The organism is Caulobacter mirabilis, assembly GCF_002749615.1.
GTDB classification, from domain to species: domain Bacteria; phylum Pseudomonadota; class Alphaproteobacteria; order Caulobacterales; family Caulobacteraceae; genus Caulobacter; species Caulobacter mirabilis.
This window is the reverse complement of the sequence record NZ_CP024201.1, coordinates 1,884,876-1,902,198: the sequence shown is the minus strand read 5'-3', so window position 1 is coordinate 1,902,198 and position 17,323 is coordinate 1,884,876. Positions and strand designations below refer to the sequence as shown.

The window sequence follows — 17,323 nt, the reverse complement described above, 5'->3', positions numbered from 1 at the left end:
GCGGTTCAAGTCCTCCCAGCGCTTCAGGCGGCCTGAGGTTCCGCTTCCGGCGCCTTGGCGACCTTCAGGGCCAGCAGGAACGCGGCCAGCAGCAGCGCCGCGGCGAGGTAGACGGCCAGCCCCGGCAGGTGCGTCGTCGCCTCGTGGCGCAGCGACCAGGCGAACACCGTGCCGAAGATCAGCGGCCCGAAGATCGAGGCCACGCCCTGCAGGCTCTGCATGGCGCCCTGCAGCCGGCCCTGCTCCTGCGGCGGGACGCGGCGGCTCATCAGCCCCATCAGTCCGGGCATCAGCAGGCTCATGAAGGCGAACACCGGCATGGTCCACAGGTAGAACCAGCCGTTGGGGGCGAAGCCGTACATGGCGAAGCCCAGGGCGCCGAAGAAGGCGCCGGCCAGCAGCGTCCCGCGCTCGCCGATCCGCTTCACGATCGGACCGACCAGGAAGACCTGGACGATGATGCCCAGGACGCCCGCGCCGCTCATGGCGAAGCCGATGGTGCGGATGTCCCAGTCGTAGCGGTGGCCCATGTAGAGGACGAACACCGCCGGCAGCACCATGTGGGCCAGGTAGAACAGGAAGCCTACCACGGCCAGGCCGAGCAGGTCCTTGTGGGACCGCAGCAGCTGCAGCGAACCGATCGGGTTGGCCTTGGCCCAGACGAAGGCGGCGGTGCGCTTCTCCGGCGCCAGGGACTCCGGCAGCACGAACAGACCGTAGACGAAGTTGATCAGGCACAGGGCGGCGGCGGCGAAGAACGGCAGGTGCAGGTTCTCCTGGCCCAGGAAGGCGCCGACCACCGGCCCGATGAGGAAGCCGAAGCTGAAGGCCGAGCCCATGATCCCGAACGCCTTGGCCCGCCCCTCCGGCGGGACGACGTCGGCGACATAGGCGTTGGCCGTAGAGAAGCTGGAGGCGGTGATCCCGCTGATCATCCGGGCGACCAGCAGCCACCACATGTCCGGCGCGAGGGCCATCAGGATGAAGTCGACGCCCAGGCCGAAGATCGAGATCAGCAGCACCGGCCGGCGGCCGTAGCGGTCCGACAGCATACCCAGGATCGGGCCGAACAGGAACTGCATCAGGCCCCAGGTCGCGCCCAGCAGGGCGTTCCAGTCGCCGGCCGCGGCGGTGTCGCCGCCGGCCAGCTGCTCGACCAGCTTGGGCACCACCGGGATCATGATCCCGAACGACAGGTTGTTGATCAGGGCCGAGGCGAAGATGAAGCCGAACGCCGCGCGGCGGACGCCGCCGGGATGGTCCTGCGGCGCGTCAGAGGTCTCGGTCATTCGCCCTCCCGGCGATGAGTCTTTTGGGCGCGACCTGCCGCCAGGCCAGGCGGACGAGATCGGCCAGCGTTTCGGAGTCCATGCGCCCGATGTCGAGCTGCGTCCAGCCGCTGCCCGGCTTCTCCCAGGCGCCCAGCGAGACGATGGCGTCCGGATCGGTCTGCTGGAGCGATTCCTTGACGATCGGAGGAAGCTTCAGGACCACCAGGTCGCGGCCGTCCTTCGACGGCGGCAGGGTGATGAAGATCTTGCCCCGCACGCGGAACGAAGGCCGGTCGAAATGCGGCAGCTCTTCCGCCTCGGGCAGCGACAGGGCGAGCGCGCGGATGTCGGCGTGGGTCATGGGCGGGCCCTCATTGCGTGGTTCGAGACGCGATCCTGAGGGATCGCTCCTCACCATGACGACGCGAGGCGACCTTGCTGAATTCGTCATCCTGAGGAGCGAGCCTCAAGCGAGCGTCTCGAAGGACGCAGGGCCTCACTCCACCCGCTCCCGCAGCCGCTCCAGCAGCGTCCGCCACCATTCGCCTTGGCGCGCCTGGATCACCTGCAGCGGGAAGCCGTGCCGCGCGACATGGTCCTGGGGCACGCTGTCCCAGCCGACATGGGTGACCGTCACCCGGGTCTCGCCCTCCCCGACCGGCTCGAAGGTCACCTCGACCTGCGTGGCCATCTCCGGCGTGAAGGTCGCCTGCCGCCAGCCGAACACCAGCCGCGCGCCGGGCTCCCAGACCTTCACCCGGCCGATCTCGAACACCTTGCCGCCGGCGCGGGTCTCGATCAGCCGCTCACGGCCGTCGAACGACAGGAGGCCCGGCTCCCGGGGCGTGAAGGCGAACAGGGCGTTGGGCTTCCACCAGGCGCCGATCTCCTCGGTGAAGGCCTGGAACGCGCGCTGGGGCGGGACCTTCACCCGCAGCGCGACGACGACGCGACTGGCCATGCCTCAGCTCTTCTCCACATGGGCCTTGAACGCCAGAAGCTGCTCGCTCCACATCCGTTCGGTCTCTTCCAGCCAGCGCAGCAGGTGAACCATCGGCTCGGCCCTCAGCTGATAGACGCGCACCCTTGCGTCGAAGTTGGGCGCATCGAACTCCGGGCTGGCCTCCTCGACGATGCCCGACTGGCGCAGGGTGCGCAGGTGGCGGCTCATCGCCGGCGCGGTCAGGCCCGCCGCCTCGGCCAGCTCGCCGGCCCGATAGGGCCGCTCGCGCAGCAGCTCGACCACGCGGCGGCGGTTCGGGTCGGCCAGGGCCGCCAGGGTGTCGTCCAGCGTTTCGGGCAGGCGCGCCGCGGCCCGGCTCATTCCTTGAAGACCGTGGTCTTCAGCCCCATGCCAGCGGTGTCCCATTCATCAGGATGCATGACCTGCACCGTCTGACTGACGGTCCAGATGTGACCTTCCGGGTCTTTGCAGCGATAGGTGCGGTCGCCGTAGAACTGGGTCTCCGGCTCGACCAAGATCTTCGCCCCGGCCTTGCGGGCGCGCTCGCAGTGGGCGTCGACCGTCTCCGCCCCGTCCGGCAGCTGGATATGGACGGTCTGGGTCATCAGGCCGCCGATCGAGGCCGGGCTGCGATGCTCGGCGGTCCATTCGTTGCCGACCATGACCATGCCGTCGCCCCAGGTCATCTGGGAGTGCGCCAAGTTCCCCTGCTCGTCCTCGATCAGCAGGGTCAGCTCGAAGCCGAAGGCCTCTTCCAGGAATTTCAACGCCGCCTTGGGGTCCTTGTAGACCACGGCGGAGGTCAGCGCGGCTTTCCCGCCCATCTCGATCTCCTTTGCAGGTTTCGAGAATATTTAACGCATATTGCAATTATATCGTCAACCCGGCTTCGCCGAGATCGCGCCATCGCGGCGCCCCGCTTTCGACATCCGCCCCGACGGTCAGCCTGGAACTGGTCCCGCCGCCGCCCCGTCCGACGCCGAAGCACGACCGCGACCGGACAGCCGCTTTGTCGAGGACCAGACGCCCTGCCTGGCCCGCAAGCCCAAGAACGGCGCAAGCTCATGGCTGGCGGCCAGGGCCAGCCGATGGGCGGCGAGGCAGCGGCAGCGGGCGTCGGCTGCGCGGTGTCGTTCTAGCCGCGCAGGCCGTTCACTCGTCGGCGCGAGAGACCAGAGGCAGCCGCACCTCGGTGCGGGCCTGGTCCATGGGCGTGACGCGCGGGTCGGTGAGATAGACCTCGATCGGCGGGGCGTCGCGCGGCTCCTCCCCCGATTGCGGCAGCCATTGGCCGTAGAGCCACTCATAGGCGACGGCGAGCGTGGCGGGCGGGCCCTGGTGGGTCATCACCGCGTAGCGGCCGCCGGCGAGGTCGAAATACTCCAGGCCGGCGATATCCGTCGGAAAGCCGTCGGCGATGATCACCGCCGCGTGGGCCCGCAACTCGGCGTCCGGCTTCGACCCCGGCGCATCGTGGTAGACGCCGATCATCGCCTGAACATGCGGAAACAGGCCGCGGGCGGCGATCAGGCCGCCCAGCTGCTGGAAGGCCCGGCCGACCTCCGCATAGGGACCGACATGCAGGACGCCGGCGGCGCGGGCGGCCGGCAGGGTTTCCAGGGTCACGGGATACATCCTGTTGTCTCCGGGATTGCGGCGAAGGGCGGCGGCCAGCTGAACCCCGCGCGCGCGGAAGGCCCCAGGGGAAGTCCCATGGACGGCGCTGAAGGCCCGCGAGAAGCTGGCGACGTTCGGATAGCCGTACCGGGCGGCGATCTCGGCCATCGGCGCGGTCTCCAGCACCAGGGCGTTGGCCGCCCGGATCAGCCGGATGCGCCGGATGGCGTCAGCCAGCGTCTCGCCGGTCATGGCGCGGAACACACGATGCCAATGGAAGCGCGATAGGCAGGCGACCTCGGCCAGCCTGTCCAGGCTGAGGTCCCCGTCGAGATTGTCGTGAATATAGGCCAGCAGGCGGAGAAGCCTGGCCTCGATACTCTGCTGCTGGTCCGCCGACGGCATCTCGCGCTCCGAACGTCTGAGAGCGCCATCCTGGCCCGGCTCGGCCTTGCAAGTCTTGCTGACTTGGCGGGAAACGGCGTCGTCGAACCGCCCGCCCCATAGAAGAAGACCCGGCGAAGCGCCTGCCTCGCCGGGTCCCTGGTCGTCCGTCTAGAAGCGCTTGGTCAGCTGGACGCCGTAGGTCCGGGGCTCGTTGACGAAGGCGGTCAGGTTGTTGAAGTCGATCGCGCCGATCACGTTCGCCTCGTCGGTGACGTTGCGGACGTAGGCGGCGGCCTCCAGGCCGCGGCTCGGGTCACGCCAGCCGGCGCGGATCCCGCCCTCGAAGGCGGTGTCCTGCATGAACTCGACCGACTCGTAGAGGAACAGGTTGAAGTCCTTCTGCATGACCCAGTCGGTCGAGGCGAAGATCTCCTGGCCGTTGCCGAGGGTGTGCTCCCAGTTCAGCGTGATGTTGGCGGTGTACTTCGGCGCCTGCGGGAACGGGTTGCCGTCGATGTTGGCGCGGCGGGTGGCGCCGACGTTCACGATCGGATCGGTGACCGTGCAGTTGGCGCCGCAGAAGGCCACCAGCAGGTCCTTGTCCTTGATCTCGGTGTGGTTCCAGGCGAAGCCGCCCGAGACGCTGAAGCCGTAGCCCAGGGTGACGTCGCCGTCGATTTCCAGGCCGTAGCCGACGCCCTTGTCGGCGTTGATCAGCTGGTTGAAGTTGCCCTCGCCGCCGATGGCGGTGAACTGCGGATCGGTCACTTCATAGTAGTAGGCGGTGGCGTTCAGCCGGGCCCGGCCGTCCCACAGGCGCGACTTCACGCCGGCCTCGTAGGACATCACGGTCTCGGAGTTGGCGGTGGTCACCACGTTGGACATCGCGATCCGGCCCTGGATCGACGGGCCGCGGTAGCCCTTGGCGATGCGGGCGAACAGGTTGACGTCCGGGTTGACCTCGTACAGGGCGCTGATGTCCCAGCTGACCTGCTGGTCGCCGACCTTCTTGGTCACGTCGAGCGGCGCGCCGACGACGCGCTGGCCGCGGAAGTCGCGGCTGTCGTCGGTGTAGCGCAGGCCGGCGGTGATCTTCAGGGCGTCGGTCACCTGGTAGTTGCCCTGGCCGAACACCGACCAGGAGTCGGACTTCTGCAGGATGTCGGTGACGATGGTCGGGGTCAGGCCGCCGGTGCCGTTGAAGGTCGCCGAGATCAGGTTGAACTTTTCCTTCCAGTAGAAGGCGCCGACCTGCCAGCCGAGACGGCCGTCGCCGTTCGAGGCCAGGCGCAGCTCGTAGGTGTCCTGGCGCAGGTCGCTGTCCAGGGTGCCGGTCTCGGAATTGAACGGGGTCTTGTAGGGCGCGTCGGCCGGAGCCGAGGCGACGCCGCCGTCGATGTCGCCGTTGCCGGCCGACGAGCCCTGGTAGGAGCCGATCACGCCGGTCAGGGTCGCCGGACCGAAGTCGTAGGCGACCTGCAGCGACTGCGAGGTCGTCTCCTGCTTCTGGTAGTTGTTGCGGCCGCCGTCGTACCAGACGCGGTCGCGGTCGAAGTTGCCGTTCAGCTTGTTCGAGCCCTTGGTCAGCACGTTGGCGCGGTTCATCGTGCCGGTGCCTTCGTAGTCGCGGGCCTGCAGGGTCAGCAGGGCGGACAGCTGGGCGGTCGGCTGCCAGGCGACGTGCACGCGGGCGGCGCGGTCGTCGAAGTTGCCCAGGTCGTCGTCGTTCGGATTGGCGAAGGGCGGGTTGTAGGCGTTGTCGACCCAGTCGTCGCGGTGGTTCCACAGGCCGGCGATGCGGACCTGCAGGGTGTCGCTGATCGGGATGGTCAGGCCGGCCTCGGCCCGGGTCGAGCCCAGGTTGCCGAAGCCGACCGTGCCGAAGCCGGTGAAGTCGTCGGTCGGCTTGACGGTGTCGATCTTGACCACGCCGGCCGGGGTGTTGCGGCCGAACAGGGTGCCCTGCGGCCCGCGCAGGACTTCGACCTGCTGCACGTCGAACAGCGGGAAACCCTTCAGGTAGACGTTCTCGAGCACCACGTCGTCGAGCACGATCGAGACCGGCTGCGAGGCGTTGAAGTCGAAGTCCACGTTGCCCAGGCCGCGGATGTAGAAGCGCGGGGCGTAGCGGCCGTTGGAGCTTTCGACCTGCAGGCTGGGCACCCGGGCCGACAGCTGCAGGATGTCGCCGCCGCCGGCGGCGATCGCCGTGACCGACTCCTTGTTCATCGCGGTGACGGCGAACGGCACGTCACGGATGTTCTCGCTGCGGCGCTGGGCGGTGACGACGATGTCCTCGACCGTGACCGCGGCCGGCGCGGCCTCGGCCGTCTCGGCCAGAGCGGGCGTTGCGATGAGAAGAGCCAGGCCGCTGGCCGAGCCGGCGAGCGCGCTGAGACGACGAGTCATGATGAGGAATCCCCGGGGAAGCTGAACGCGCGTCACCTAGGCCGGAGCGTCTGAAAGCTCCAGGATAAAACCCTGTTATCGTATGAAGTTTTCGCAACGCGGCCACAGTGCAACAGAAATCACGACCTGGCGTCTGTTTCGGCGGCTTGCGCACGTTGCCCGACGCCTCAAAGAGTGGGAAGTGGACCGGTGTCCCAGTTCCTGCCCCCCGCCGATCGTCTGACCGATCGCCGTCGTCTCCTTCTCGGCGGGCTGGCGGCGACCGCCGCCGCCCCGCTGCTGACCGCCTTCGCCGCCGCGCCTGTCGCGGGCCGCATCCTGGCGATGTCGGACCTGCATTCCGCCTACGAGCGGACCGGCCAGCTGCTCGCCGCCCTGGAGGCCGAGGTCGCCGCCCATCCGCGGGTCCCGCACGTCATAGCGATCAACGGCGACACCTTCGAGCACGGCAACGTCGCGGCGACGCGTTCGGATGGCGCCGTCGACTGGGCCTTCCTGGCCGCCCTGCCCAGGATCGCGCCGACGGTGTTCAACCTGGGCAACCACGACAACGACATCACCCTGGACCTGGCCCAGGTGGTCGCCCGCCTGCAAGGCCAGGGGATCACCGTGGTCAGCACCATCGTCGATACGCGCACGGGCAAACCCTACGCGCCCGCGAGCGCGGACCTGCCCTTCGGCCGCCGCAGGCTGCGCGTGGTCGGCGTCGCGACCAATTCCCTGAACACCTATCCGAAGGAAAGCCGGCCCGCGTTATTGATCCCCGTCCCCGGCGACTGGGCGCGGGCCAGCCTCGCCCAGGCCCTGGCCGGCGCCGATCTCTCCATGGTGATGAGCCACGCCGGCGTGGCTGCGGATCGCGAGATCCTGCCGCTGCTGCCCGAGAAGACGGTGATGGTCGGCGGCCACAACCACCTGCTGTTCCAGCACCGCCGCGGCCGCAGCCTCTATGTCCACACCGGATCCTGGAGCAACGCCTACACCGCCATCGACCTGCGGGCCGACGGCGCGGCCGAGGCGGCCTCGATCCCCGTCGCGGCCGACGCGGCCCCCTCGCCTCGCCTGGCGGCGCTGATCCCGGCGACCTTGGCCCAGACCCTGACCGACCAGGAGAAGGCGATCCTCGGCGTCGCGCCCAAGGTCCTGACGCTGGGCGAGACGGGCCGCGCCGTCGCCGCCGCCATGGCCCGCGCCGCCGGCGCCGACGCCGGCTTCATCGGCCACACGACCCTGGGAACAGGCCTGCCGGCCGGACCCGTGTCGCGCCATGCCTTCGACGCCGTGGTGCGGTTCGAAGGGAAGCTGATGGTCGCCGAGATTCCTCGTGAACGCTTGGCCGCCTTCCTGGCCCGCGCGAACCAGGATCGGCCGATGCCGCTGGCCGAGCGCAACGGCGACTTCCTCTACGGCGCCGAGGCGAAGGCGCCCGGCGAGACCGCGCGGATCGTCACCACCGATTGGAACGCCATGAACCAGGCGGAATACTTCGGCGCGTCGGACCTGGCCTTCCGCGAAGTCCCCGACCTGCGCCTCAAGGCCGTGGCCGCCAAGGCGCTGCTGGGCTAGCGGCCGCCCGCCCCCTCGTCATCCCCGCGACAAGCGCGAGGATGACGGAAGAAGAGCTCACCGCAGCGCCGCGGCGACGTCCTCCAGCCGGCCGTCGTTGGAGGCCGGCGGGATGTCCAGCAGGCGCGCCAGCAGCGGATAGACAGAGACGTTGTCGAACGCCGGCAGCACCACGCCCGGTCGGATCGCCGGACCGCGGGCGACGAAGATCGCCTGCATGTCCGTAGCCAGTGGATCGAAGCCGTGGGCCCCGCCGGGGCCCTTCATCGTCCACTGCGCCCAGCGGGCGCGGGTGGTGACGATCCAGCCGCCGGCGGCCAGGCACATCACCGGCGGGATCCGGACATGGGTCCCGTAGTGCAGGCGCGGCGGCATCTCCGCCTTGCGCCAGCATTCCAGATGATCGTGCCGGCCGACCAGGCGGCGCTCCGCCTCCGGCGAGGCCGGGATCACTCCCGCCATCGAGCCCACGGTCACCGGCGTGAAGGCGTCGACGGGAAGGATGTCGTCCAGGAAGACCACGCGGTCGGGTGAGGTCTCGGCCATGCCGTGATCCGAAACCACGATGACGTTGACCGCGTCGTAGAGCGCCCTCGCCTTCAGCCCCGCGACCAGCCTCGCCAGGGCCGCGTCGACGTCGCGCAAGGCCTGCTCCAGTTCCGGGCTGCGCGGGCCGCCGTGGTGACCCTGGCTGTCGACGGCCTCGAAGTAGAGGGTCATGAAGACCGGGCGGTCCGCCGCCGGCAGGTCCAGCCAGCCGAGCAGCTGGTCGACCCGGTCGAAGGCCGGCGTCTCCTTGGCGTAGGGCCGCCAGATCGAGGGGCGGACGCCGCGCACGTCCGTCTCCGAGCCCGGCCAGAACATCGTGGCGGTCTTCACGCCGCGGCGCTCGGCCCCCACCCAGATCGGCTCGCCGCCGTCCCACCAGAAGCGGTCCGCGACCTGGTCGCGGGCGCCCATGTGGAACTTCACGCCCGGGCGGGCCGGGTCGAACATGGTGTTGTCGGTCAGGCCGTGATGGTCGGGCCGCAGGCCGGTGACCAGGGTGTAGTGGTTGGGGAAGGTGTTCACCGGAAAGGACGGGCGCATCGCCTGGGCCCGCGCGCCCTCGGCCGCCAGCGCGCTCAGGGCCGGAGTCAGGCCCCGCTGCAGGTACTCGGCGCGGAAGCCGTCGATCGAGACCAGGATCAGCGGCGTCCGCTCCGCGGCGAACGCGGCCGGCGCCGCCAGGACGAGAAACAGGCCCAGCAACAGGCCCCGCATCGACGGCATCCAACGCTCCATGAACTCTTGTCCATGCCCCGCCGGGGCGGCTTGGCGGACTCGACGGCGCCGGTCATAGTCGCCGCATGTCGCGGTTCGATGACGCGGCCCTTGGCAACCGCGGGCGGGGACCGCCGATGATCCGATGAGTTACGCGCTCGAAGCCGCGACCGTGAGCAAGGCCTTCGGGACCGTCAAGGCGCTGGACGGCCTGTCGCTGAAAGCGCCGCGCGGCGGCATCTACGGCGTGCTGGGGCCGAACGGCGCCGGCAAGAGCACCCTGTTCCGCATCGTCCTGGGCCTGGTGCGACCGACCAGCGGCGAGACCCGTCTGCTCGGCGCGCCGGCCGGCGACATCGGGGCCCTGCGCAGGATCGGGGCGGTGATCGAGACGCCGCGGTTCCTGCCCTGGCTGACCGCGCGCGACACCCTGCGGATGCTGGCCCGCGCCTCCGGCCAGGAGGCGCCCGAGATCGACCGCTGGCTGGCCCGGGTGGGCCTGACCGAGGCCGCCGACCGCAAGGTCCACGGCTTCTCGGTCGGCATGAAGCAGCGCCTGGCCCTGGCCGCCGCCCTGCTGACCCAGCCCGAGCTGCTCATCCTCGACGAACCGACCAGCGGCATGGACCCGGCCGGGATCCTGGAGATGCGCACCCTGATGCGCGAGCTGGCCGACAAGGACGGGGTGACCATCATCCTGGCCAGCCACCAGCTCGACGAGGTGCAGCGGGTCTGCGACCGCGTCGCCATCCTCGACCGCGGCAAGCTGGTCGGCGAAGGCGGGGTGGACCAGCTGACCGCCGTCCACGAACGCCTGCGCCTGACCGCCGCGCCGATCGCCAAGGTGCTGGAAACGCTGGGCGAGCGCGGCGCGCCCGACGGCGACGGCGCCGTGCTGGCGACCGTGACCCGCGCCGAGGCGCCGGGCCTGATCCGCGCCCTGGCGACCAGCGGCGTCGACATCGTCGAGGCCCGCTGGATCGGCGGCGACCTGGAGACGGTGTTCCTCAACCTGACCGGAGACGCCGCCGATGCTCGCTGACGCCTTCGCCGCCGAACGGCTGCGCCTGTCCAAGGCCAGGGGCACGCTGTTCTGGAGCCTGCTCTTCGTGCCGATCGTGGTCATGCTGTCGGCGATCGGAAACGCCGTCTTCATGGCCTTCGTCGTCGGCAAGAGCGGTCACGACCCCGCGACGGTGCTGGGCAGCGCCGTCGACCTGAGCCAACAGGCGATGAGCGCCCTGAACATCTCCGGCTTCTTCCTGGCGCAGATATTCTTCATGATCTGCGCGTCGCAGGTGCTGGCCGGGGACTACCGGTGGGAGACCTGGCGACTGCTCACCCCGCGCAACACCCGCATCAACCTGATGCTCGGCAAGCTGCTGACCTTCGGGGTGGCCGCCGCCGCGGGTCTGGTCGCCCTGATCATCGGCCGGCTCCTCGGCGGGATCATCGACGCGCTGATCGTGGGCAGCCCGATAGCCCTCAGCCGCAACCCGGGCGAGGCCGTCAGCGCCTTCGCCGGCCTGTTCCTGATCTGCTGGCTCGAGCTCATGACGCTCGCCGCGGTGGCCGCCTGCGTCGCGGTGGCGACGCGCAACGGCGTCGCGGCCCTGCTGGTCCCGATCGGCCTTTGGCTGGTCCAGGGCTTCGTCATCGCCGGCGCGCAGAAGGGCTTCCCCACGCCGCATGATCCGCCCCTGCACTGGCTGGCCGCCCTGCCCGCGCTCAGCGTCAACACGGTGAAGAGCGCCATCGCGATGGATACCCCCGCCTACGCCCAACCGACCAGCGCACCCTTCGCCCTGGCCTTCCTGCTGGCCTGGCTGGTCGGCCTGGTCGCCCTGGCGCTGTTCCTCTTCCGCCGCCAGGATCTGACGCGGGAGTAGAACAAGAGTGGAACATTCGCGCGTCGCGTGCTAGCCTTCGGGGATGGAAGACGACAGCGACATCCCTGGCGTCGAGGATCAGGCCGTCGAGTTCGACCTGCTCGACGAGCTCGACCAGGAAGACGAACGAGCGATCGCGGAGGCTGAAGCCGATATCGCGGCAGGCCGCGTCATCAGCAACGAGGCCGTCATGCGCTGGGTGCGCTCGTGGGGGACGGAGAACGAACTCCCGCCTCCTGAATGTGGCGAGTAGTCTGGGCCCGGAGAGCCCGGGACGACCTGAAACGCATCAGGGCGTTCATCGCCAAAGACAATCCGCTCGCCGCCGATCGCCTGGCCCGGCTCATTCAGGACGCCACAGAAACCCTTGCAGATCATGCCGAGCGCGACGCGCAGGCGCGAGGGTCGCTTCGGAAACTGACCACGGTGCGCCCGTATCTGATCTTCTATCGAGTGCGCGAGACCGAGGTCTATATCGTGCACATTCGCCAAGCAGCGCGGCGGCCTAGGCCCTAACTCAAAAGCAAAAGGCCCCGGATCGCTCCGGGGCCTTTCGTATCTCTGGACGGTCGCTGTCGACTTACTCGTCGCCGGCGAAGGTCTGGACCGGACCGGAGTCCTTGCCCTTTTCGTTGACGTCGCGATCGACGAACTCGATCACGGCCATCGGGGCGTTGTCGCCGTAGCGGAAGCCGGCCTTCAGGACGCGGATGTAGCCGCCGTTGCGGTCCTTGTAGCGCGGGCCGAGGACGGCGAAGAGCTTGCCGACCTGCTCGATGTCGCGGATCTGGCTGATGGCCTGACGGCGAGCGTGCAGGTCGCCGCGCTTGCCGAGCGTGACCAGCTTCTCGACGATCGGACGCAGCTCCTTCGCCTTCGGCAGGGTGGTGACGATCTGCTCGTGCTTGATCAGCGAAGCCGACATGTTCGCGAACATGGCGGCGCGGTGGCTCTGGGTGCGGCCCAGCTTACGGTGTGCTTTACCGTGACGCATTGTAGTTCTCCCGGGCCTCAAGCCCTGCAGTGGTCATCACCAATCCCGGCTGCGGTTCCCGCCAGGTTCAGAACGATGCGCCGGGGTCCTCCGCCGCGATGCGGCTTCGATGGACCCCGGACCGGCCTTGCGGCCGATCCGGGAACAGGCGCGGTACGCGACTTAGATCTGGTCTTCGAACTTCTTGGCCAGGTCTTCGATGTTTTCGGGCGGCCAGTTCGGCACGTCCATGCCGAGATGCAGGTTCATGCCCGCGAGCACTTCCTTGATCTCGTTCAGCGACTTGCGGCCGAAGTTCGGCGTGCGGAGCATCTCCGCCTCCGTCTTCTGGATCAGGTCGCCGATGTAGACGATGTTGTCGTTCTTCAGGCAGTTGGCCGAACGGACCGACAGCTCCAGCTCGTCGACCTTCTTCAGCAGCGCCGGGTTGAACGGCAGTTCCGGCTTCGACTCGCTGTCGGTCTTCGCCTTCGGCTCTTCGAAGGTGATGAAGATCTGCAGTTGGTCCTGCAGGATGCGGGCGGCGTAGGCCACCGCGTCCACCGGGCCGACGGCGCCGTTGGTTTCGACTTCCAGCACCAGCTTGTCGTAGTCCAGCGACTGGCCCTGACGGGTCGGCTCGACACGGTAGGCGACGCGCTTGACCGGGCTGTACAGGGCGTCGACGGCGATCAGGCCGATCGGCGCGTCTTCCGGACGGTTGCGGTCGGCCGGGACGTAGCCCTTGCCGTTGTTGACCGTGAACTCCATGCGCACTTCGGCGCCGTCGTCCAGGGTGCAGAGCACATGGTCGCCGTTCAGGATCTCGATGTCCGAGGGGACGTCGATCTGGCTGGCGGTGACCGCGCCCGGGCCCTTGGCGCGCAGGGTCATGCGCTTGGGGCCTTCCGAATGCATGCGGAGGGCGAGCTGCTTGATGTTGAGAACGATGTCGACGACGTCCTCACGCACGCCTTCCAGCGAGGAGAACTCGTGCACGACGCCGTCGATCTGGACGGCCGTCACGGCCGCGCCTTGCAGGGAGGAGAGGAGAACGCGACGCAGCGCGTTGCCGAGCGTCACCCCAAAACCGCGCTCCAGAGGCTCGGCGACGATGCGAGCCTTGCGGCTGGCGTCGGCGCCGTTCTCGATCAGCGGCTTTTCGGGGCGGATGAGCTCGTTCCAGTTTCTTTCGATCACGGGGCGATGTCCTTGGAACGCGGGTTCGCCGGCCGCGAAAAGCACGGCCGGCGACGGGAAGGTCGGATAGTCGAACTCAGACTCGCCGGCGCTTCGGGGGCCGGCAGCCGTTGTGCGGGATCGGGGTCACGTCACGGATGGTGGTGATCGTCATGCCAGCGGCCTGCAGAGCGCGCAGGGCCGATTCACGGCCCGAACCCGGACCGGAGACGTTCACTTCCAGGGTCTTCACGCCGTGCTCGGCCGCCTTCTTGCCCGCGTCTTCGGCGGCCATCTGGGCGGCGTACGGGGTCGACTTGCGCGAACCCTTGAAGCCCATCATGCCGGCGCTCGACCAGGAGATGGTGTTCCCCTGAGCGTCGGTGATGGTGATCATGGTGTTGTTGAACGAGGCGTTCACGTGCGCCACGCCCGAGGTGATGTTCTTGCGTTCGCGGCGTTTGACGCGAGCCGGTTCCTTGGCCATCGACTAGGCTCTCTCTTACTTCTTCTTGCCGGCGATCGGCTTCGCCGGACCCTTGCGGGTGCGGGCGTTCGTGTGGGTGCGCTGACCGCGGACCGGCAGGCCCTTGCGGTGACGCAGGCCGCGGTAGCAGGCCAGGTCCATCAGACGCTTGATGTTGACCGAAGTCTCGCGACGCAGATCGCCCTCGACGGTGTAGTCGCGGTCGATGGTCTCGCGGATTTGCAGCACTTCCTGGTCGGTCAACTGGTTCACGCGGCGGGCGTCTTCGATGCCAACCTTCGTGACGATGTCCTGAGCGGACTTCGGGCCGATGCCATGGATGTACTGCAGCGCGATCAGAACGCGCTTGTTGGTCGGAATGTTGACGCCTGCGATACGGGCCAAGTCTAATTCTCTCTAACCTGCTGCACCGCTGGGGCGCACGCGCAAAACCAAACGCAACACGCGCTCCGGCCCTCAGCTTGCACTTTGAGCCGACGCGGGAGTCGCGCCTTTCGCGGAAGCGCACCGTTATAGGGATCGTTGCGCTTCCGTCAATGCCGAATGACCAGTTTTACTGGCCGATCCGGCAGTGGACGCCCCGGGAACAGTGGAAACCCGTCCCACAGCCCCGTTTCGCCCGTTCATTTCAGTCCAGAGCCCTCGCCGAGACCGCCAGGATTCTCCGGCGACTCAGCGATGACTCCTACGCCGCAACTGTTTCCAGCGACTCGCGAATGGCTTTGGAGACCTCGTCCGGCGAACCCATGCCGTCGACGCTCCGAATCTTGCCCTGCGCCTCGTAGTACGGCAGCAGCGGCGCGGTCTGGGCGTTGTAGGCGCCGAGGCGGGTCTTGAACGACTCGGGATTGTCGTCCGGACGCCCCTGCTCCTCGAAGCGGCCGGTGATCCGGCGCAGCAGCGCCTCGTCATCGACCAGCAGGCGCACGACCGTGTCGATCTTGGCGCCGCGGCGGGCCAGCATGGCGTCGAGCGCCTCGGCCTGGGCCACGGTGCGGGGAAAGCCGTCGAAGATGGCGCCGCCGGCGGCCTCGGCCTCGGGCAGGCGCTCCTCGATCAGGGCGATGACGATCTCGTCCGGCACCAGGTCGCCGCGGGCGATGATGTCCTTCGTCCGCAGGCCGATCTCAGACCCCGAGGCGATCGCCGCCCGAAGCATGTCGCCGGTGGAAAGCTGCACCATGCCGCGCTCATCGACGAGACGCTTGGCCTGGGTGCCCTTTCCGCTTCCGGGCGGTCCGAACAGGATCAGGTTCATCCGACTTCTCCCCTCGCCCCGCTCTCGACGGCGGGGCTTCCTCCGTTTCGGCCTAGCGGCGTCCGCCGCGCAGCTTCGACTTCTTGATGAGGCCCTCGTACTGGTGCGCCAGCAGGTGCGACTGGATCTGCGCGACCGTGTCCATGGTCACCGACACCACGATCAGGATCGAGGTGCCGCCCAGGGCCCGGGCCCCTTGCGGCGCGTTCAGGAACGTCACCATCAGCTCGGGCAGCAGGCACACGGCGGTGATGTAGGCGGCGCCGATCACCGTCAGGCGGGTCAGTACGTATTCGAGGTAGTCGGCGGTGCGCTTGCCCGGGCGGATCCCCGGCAGGAAGCCGCCGTACTTGCGGAGGTTCTCGGCCGTCTCCTGCGGATTGAACACCACCGAGGTGTAGAAGAAGCAGAAGAAGATGATCAGGGCCGCGTACAGGGCCATGAACAGCGGCTGCCCATGCTGCAGCAGGCGCACCACTTCCGGCAGCCACTGGGCCCAGGCCGGCAGCTTCTCCGGCGTCAGGAAGCCCGCGGCCGTCGCCGGCAGCAGCAGCAGCGACGAGGCGAAGATCGGCGGGATGACGCCCGCGGTGTTGACCTTCAGCGGCAGGAAGGAGGTCTCGCCGCCGACGACGCGGTTGCCCTGCTGGCGCTTGGGATACTGCACCAGCAGCCGGCGCTGCGAACGCTCCATGAAGACGATGAACAGCACGACCGCGACGGCCAGCGCCAGCAGCACGAACAGGTGCCAGACCTGCAGCGAGCCGACCTGGGCCTGCTCGAACAGCTGCCAGATGCTGCGCGGCAGGACCGCGACGATGCCGGCGAAGATGATCAGGCTGATGCCGTTGCCGACGCCGCGGCTGGTGATCTGCTCGCCGAGCCACATCAGGAACATCGTGCCGCCCGTCAGGGTGACGATGGTCGAGATGATGAAGAACGGTCCGGGCGCGACGACCAGGCCCTGCTGGGCCTGCAGGCCGAACGCGATGCCGCCCGCCTGGAACAGGGCCAGGACGACGGTGAGATAGCGGGTGTACTGGTTGAGCTGCTTCCGGCCGGCTTCGCCGCCTTCCTTCTTCAGCTTTTCCCAGGGCGGGTAGACCGTCTGCAGCAGCTGCACGATGATCGAGGCCGAGATGTAGGGCATCACGTTCAGGGCGAAGATGGCCATCCGCTCGACGGCGCCGCCCGAGAACATGTTGACCATCCCGAGGATGCCCTGCGCCTGGCCGCTGAAGGCCTGCGAGAAGGCGGCCGGGTCGATGCCCGGGATCGGGATGTAGGTGCCCAGGCGATAGATGACCATCGCGATCAGGGTGAACCAGATACGCTTGTGCAGCTCCGTCGCCTTCTGGAAGGCGCCGAAGTTGAGGTTGGCGGCTAGCTGCTCGGCGGCCGAGGCCATGGACTTCCCCGCGACTCTTCAGTGAGCGTCACAAATAGGGACGCCGCCGGGCCTTGTCACCCGGCGGTTTCCCCTTGTGGCTTAGGCTTCCGCTTCGGCCTTGGCCGGGCGGGTCACGGTCAGCTTGCCGCCGACCTTCTCGATGGCCGCCTTGGCGGCTTCCGAGGCGCGGTAGACGGTGATCTCGATCTTGGACTTCAGCTCGCCCTTGCCGAGCAGGCTGACGCCGTCCTTCTTGCGGCGGATCACGCCGGCGGCCAGCAGCACGTCGGCGTCGATGGCCTTCTTGGCGTCCAGCTTGCCGGCCGCGATGGCCTGCTCGATGCGCCAGAAGTTCACTTCGACCAGTTGCTTGGCGAACGGGTTGTTGAAGCCGCGCTTGGGCATGCGCATGTGCAGCGGCATCTGGCCGCCCTCGAAGCCGCCGATAGCGACGCCGCTACGGGACTTCTGGCCCTTCACGCCGCGACCGCCGGTCTTGCCCTTGCCCGAGCCCGGGCCGCGGCCGACGCGCATGCGGCTCTTGGTGGAGCCTTCCTGCGGCGCGAGTTCATTGAGTTTCGTCATGATGCCTCTCCTTGGAGATCTGGCGCCGGGAGCCCCTGCCCCCGACTCGGCTGGATAGAAATAGAGTCCGCCCGTCCTGCGGGGT

At 68.5% G+C, this 17,323-nt stretch carries 20 protein-coding genes; 5 read left to right on the top strand and 15 right to left on the bottom strand.

Annotated elements, in window-relative coordinates; translation table 11 throughout:
• Positions 1–23: 23 nt before the first annotated feature.
• The 7 genes from CSW64_RS09305 to CSW64_RS09275 form a co-directional block, all read right to left on the bottom strand.
• The gene (locus CSW64_RS09305) at positions 24–1,289 is read right to left on the bottom strand and encodes a TCR/Tet family MFS transporter (protein WP_099621840.1); all 1,266 of its coding nucleotides are present in this window, start codon (positions 1,287–1,289) and stop codon (positions 24–26) included.
• Entirely contained in the window at positions 1,273–1,632 is a 360-nt protein-coding gene (locus tag CSW64_RS09300) for an MmcQ/YjbR family DNA-binding protein (RefSeq protein ID WP_172448502.1), read from the bottom strand. Before CSW64_RS09300 ends, CSW64_RS09305 begins: the two co-directional genes overlap by 17 nt.
• A gap of 135 nt (positions 1,633–1,767) precedes the next feature.
• Entirely contained in the window at positions 1,768–2,232 is a 465-nt protein-coding gene (locus CSW64_RS09295) for an SRPBCC domain-containing protein (protein ID WP_099621838.1), read from the bottom strand.
• A 3-nt stretch (positions 2,233–2,235) separates the two neighbouring features.
• Complete coding sequence (locus CSW64_RS09290; protein WP_099624188.1) at positions 2,236–2,574, bottom strand: ArsR/SmtB family transcription factor; 339 nt, start codon at positions 2,572–2,574, stop codon at positions 2,236–2,238.
• A gap of 17 nt (positions 2,575–2,591) precedes the next feature.
• Positions 2,592–3,059 carry a VOC family protein gene (locus CSW64_RS09285; RefSeq protein ID WP_099621837.1) on the bottom strand — a complete coding sequence of 156 codons (468 nt, stop codon included), beginning with the start codon at positions 3,057–3,059 and terminating at the stop codon, positions 2,592–2,594.
• Positions 3,060–3,387: 328 nt separating this feature from the next.
• Positions 3,388–4,257: an AraC family transcriptional regulator gene (locus tag CSW64_RS09280; RefSeq protein WP_099621836.1), complete on the bottom strand. Its 870-nt coding sequence runs from the start codon at positions 4,255–4,257 to the stop codon at positions 3,388–3,390.
• A gap of 150 nt (positions 4,258–4,407) precedes the next feature.
• Positions 4,408–6,648, bottom strand: a complete 2,241-nt coding sequence (locus CSW64_RS09275; protein ID WP_099621835.1) for a TonB-dependent receptor — start codon at positions 6,646–6,648, stop codon at positions 4,408–4,410.
• A 189-nt stretch (positions 6,649–6,837) separates the two neighbouring features.
• Between CSW64_RS09275 and CSW64_RS09270 the strand changes: the two genes are divergently transcribed.
• The gene (locus CSW64_RS09270; protein ID WP_245863879.1) at positions 6,838–8,214 is read left to right on the top strand and encodes a metallophosphoesterase; all 1,377 of its coding nucleotides are present in this window, start codon (positions 6,838–6,840) and stop codon (positions 8,212–8,214) included.
• Between the two features lie 57 nt (positions 8,215–8,271).
• Here CSW64_RS09270 and CSW64_RS09265 read toward each other — a convergent pair whose 3' ends face one another.
• Positions 8,272–9,486, bottom strand: a complete 1,215-nt coding sequence (locus CSW64_RS09265) for an alkaline phosphatase family protein (protein ID WP_099624186.1) — start codon at positions 9,484–9,486, stop codon at positions 8,272–8,274.
• 136 nt (positions 9,487–9,622) lie between these two features.
• Here CSW64_RS09265 and CSW64_RS09260 point away from each other — a divergent pair, with 136 nt between their 5' ends.
• From CSW64_RS09260 to CSW64_RS22475, 4 genes are read left to right on the top strand one after another with little or no spacing between them, the layout of a single operon-like run.
• On the top strand, positions 9,623–10,519 hold the full coding sequence (locus tag CSW64_RS09260; protein WP_099621834.1) for an ABC transporter ATP-binding protein: 897 nt from the start codon (positions 9,623–9,625) through the stop codon (positions 10,517–10,519).
• A complete protein-coding gene (locus CSW64_RS09255; protein WP_099621833.1) occupies positions 10,509–11,366 on the top strand; it encodes an ABC transporter permease subunit in 858 nt (285 codons plus the stop codon). Before CSW64_RS09260 ends, CSW64_RS09255 begins: the two co-directional genes overlap by 11 nt.
• A gap of 43 nt (positions 11,367–11,409) precedes the next feature.
• Positions 11,410–11,619 (top strand): CopG family transcriptional regulator, encoded by a 210-nt coding sequence (locus CSW64_RS09250; protein WP_245863878.1) that lies wholly within the window; start codon positions 11,410–11,412, stop codon positions 11,617–11,619.
• Positions 11,607–11,882 (top strand): type II toxin-antitoxin system RelE/ParE family toxin, encoded by a 276-nt coding sequence (locus CSW64_RS22475; RefSeq protein ID WP_099621832.1) that lies wholly within the window; start codon positions 11,607–11,609, stop codon positions 11,880–11,882. Before CSW64_RS09250 ends, CSW64_RS22475 begins: the two co-directional genes overlap by 13 nt.
• Before the next feature lie 64 nt (positions 11,883–11,946).
• On the opposite strand, the gene rplQ is transcribed toward CSW64_RS22475, so the two are convergent.
• The 7 genes from rplQ to rplO all read right to left on the bottom strand — a co-directional run bounded on the left by rplQ (position 11,947) and on the right by rplO (position 17,238).
• Positions 11,947–12,360 carry a 50S ribosomal protein L17 gene (gene rplQ, locus CSW64_RS09240; RefSeq protein ID WP_099621831.1) on the bottom strand — a complete coding sequence of 138 codons (414 nt, stop codon included), beginning with the start codon at positions 12,358–12,360 and terminating at the stop codon, positions 11,947–11,949.
• Positions 12,361–12,522: 162 nt separating this feature from the next.
• Entirely contained in the window at positions 12,523–13,539 is a 1,017-nt protein-coding gene (locus tag CSW64_RS09235; protein ID WP_099621830.1) for a DNA-directed RNA polymerase subunit alpha, read from the bottom strand.
• Positions 13,540–13,615: 76 nt separating this feature from the next.
• A complete protein-coding gene (gene rpsK / locus CSW64_RS09230; RefSeq protein WP_010919150.1) occupies positions 13,616–14,005 on the bottom strand; it encodes a 30S ribosomal protein S11 in 390 nt (129 codons plus the stop codon).
• 15 nt (positions 14,006–14,020) lie between these two features.
• Positions 14,021–14,389 (bottom strand): 30S ribosomal protein S13, encoded by a 369-nt coding sequence (gene rpsM, locus CSW64_RS09225; protein WP_099621829.1) that lies wholly within the window; start codon positions 14,387–14,389, stop codon positions 14,021–14,023.
• Positions 14,390–14,690: 301 nt separating this feature from the next.
• A complete protein-coding gene (locus CSW64_RS09220; RefSeq protein ID WP_099621828.1) occupies positions 14,691–15,263 on the bottom strand; it encodes an adenylate kinase in 573 nt (190 codons plus the stop codon).
• 52 nt (positions 15,264–15,315) lie between these two features.
• Positions 15,316–16,671 (bottom strand): preprotein translocase subunit SecY, encoded by a 1,356-nt coding sequence (gene secY / locus CSW64_RS09215; protein ID WP_099621827.1) that lies wholly within the window; start codon positions 16,669–16,671, stop codon positions 15,316–15,318.
• Between the two features lie 81 nt (positions 16,672–16,752).
• Positions 16,753–17,238: a 50S ribosomal protein L15 gene (gene rplO / locus CSW64_RS09210; protein WP_099621826.1), complete on the bottom strand. Its 486-nt coding sequence runs from the start codon at positions 17,236–17,238 to the stop codon at positions 16,753–16,755.
• Positions 17,239–17,323: the final 85 nt, after the last annotated feature.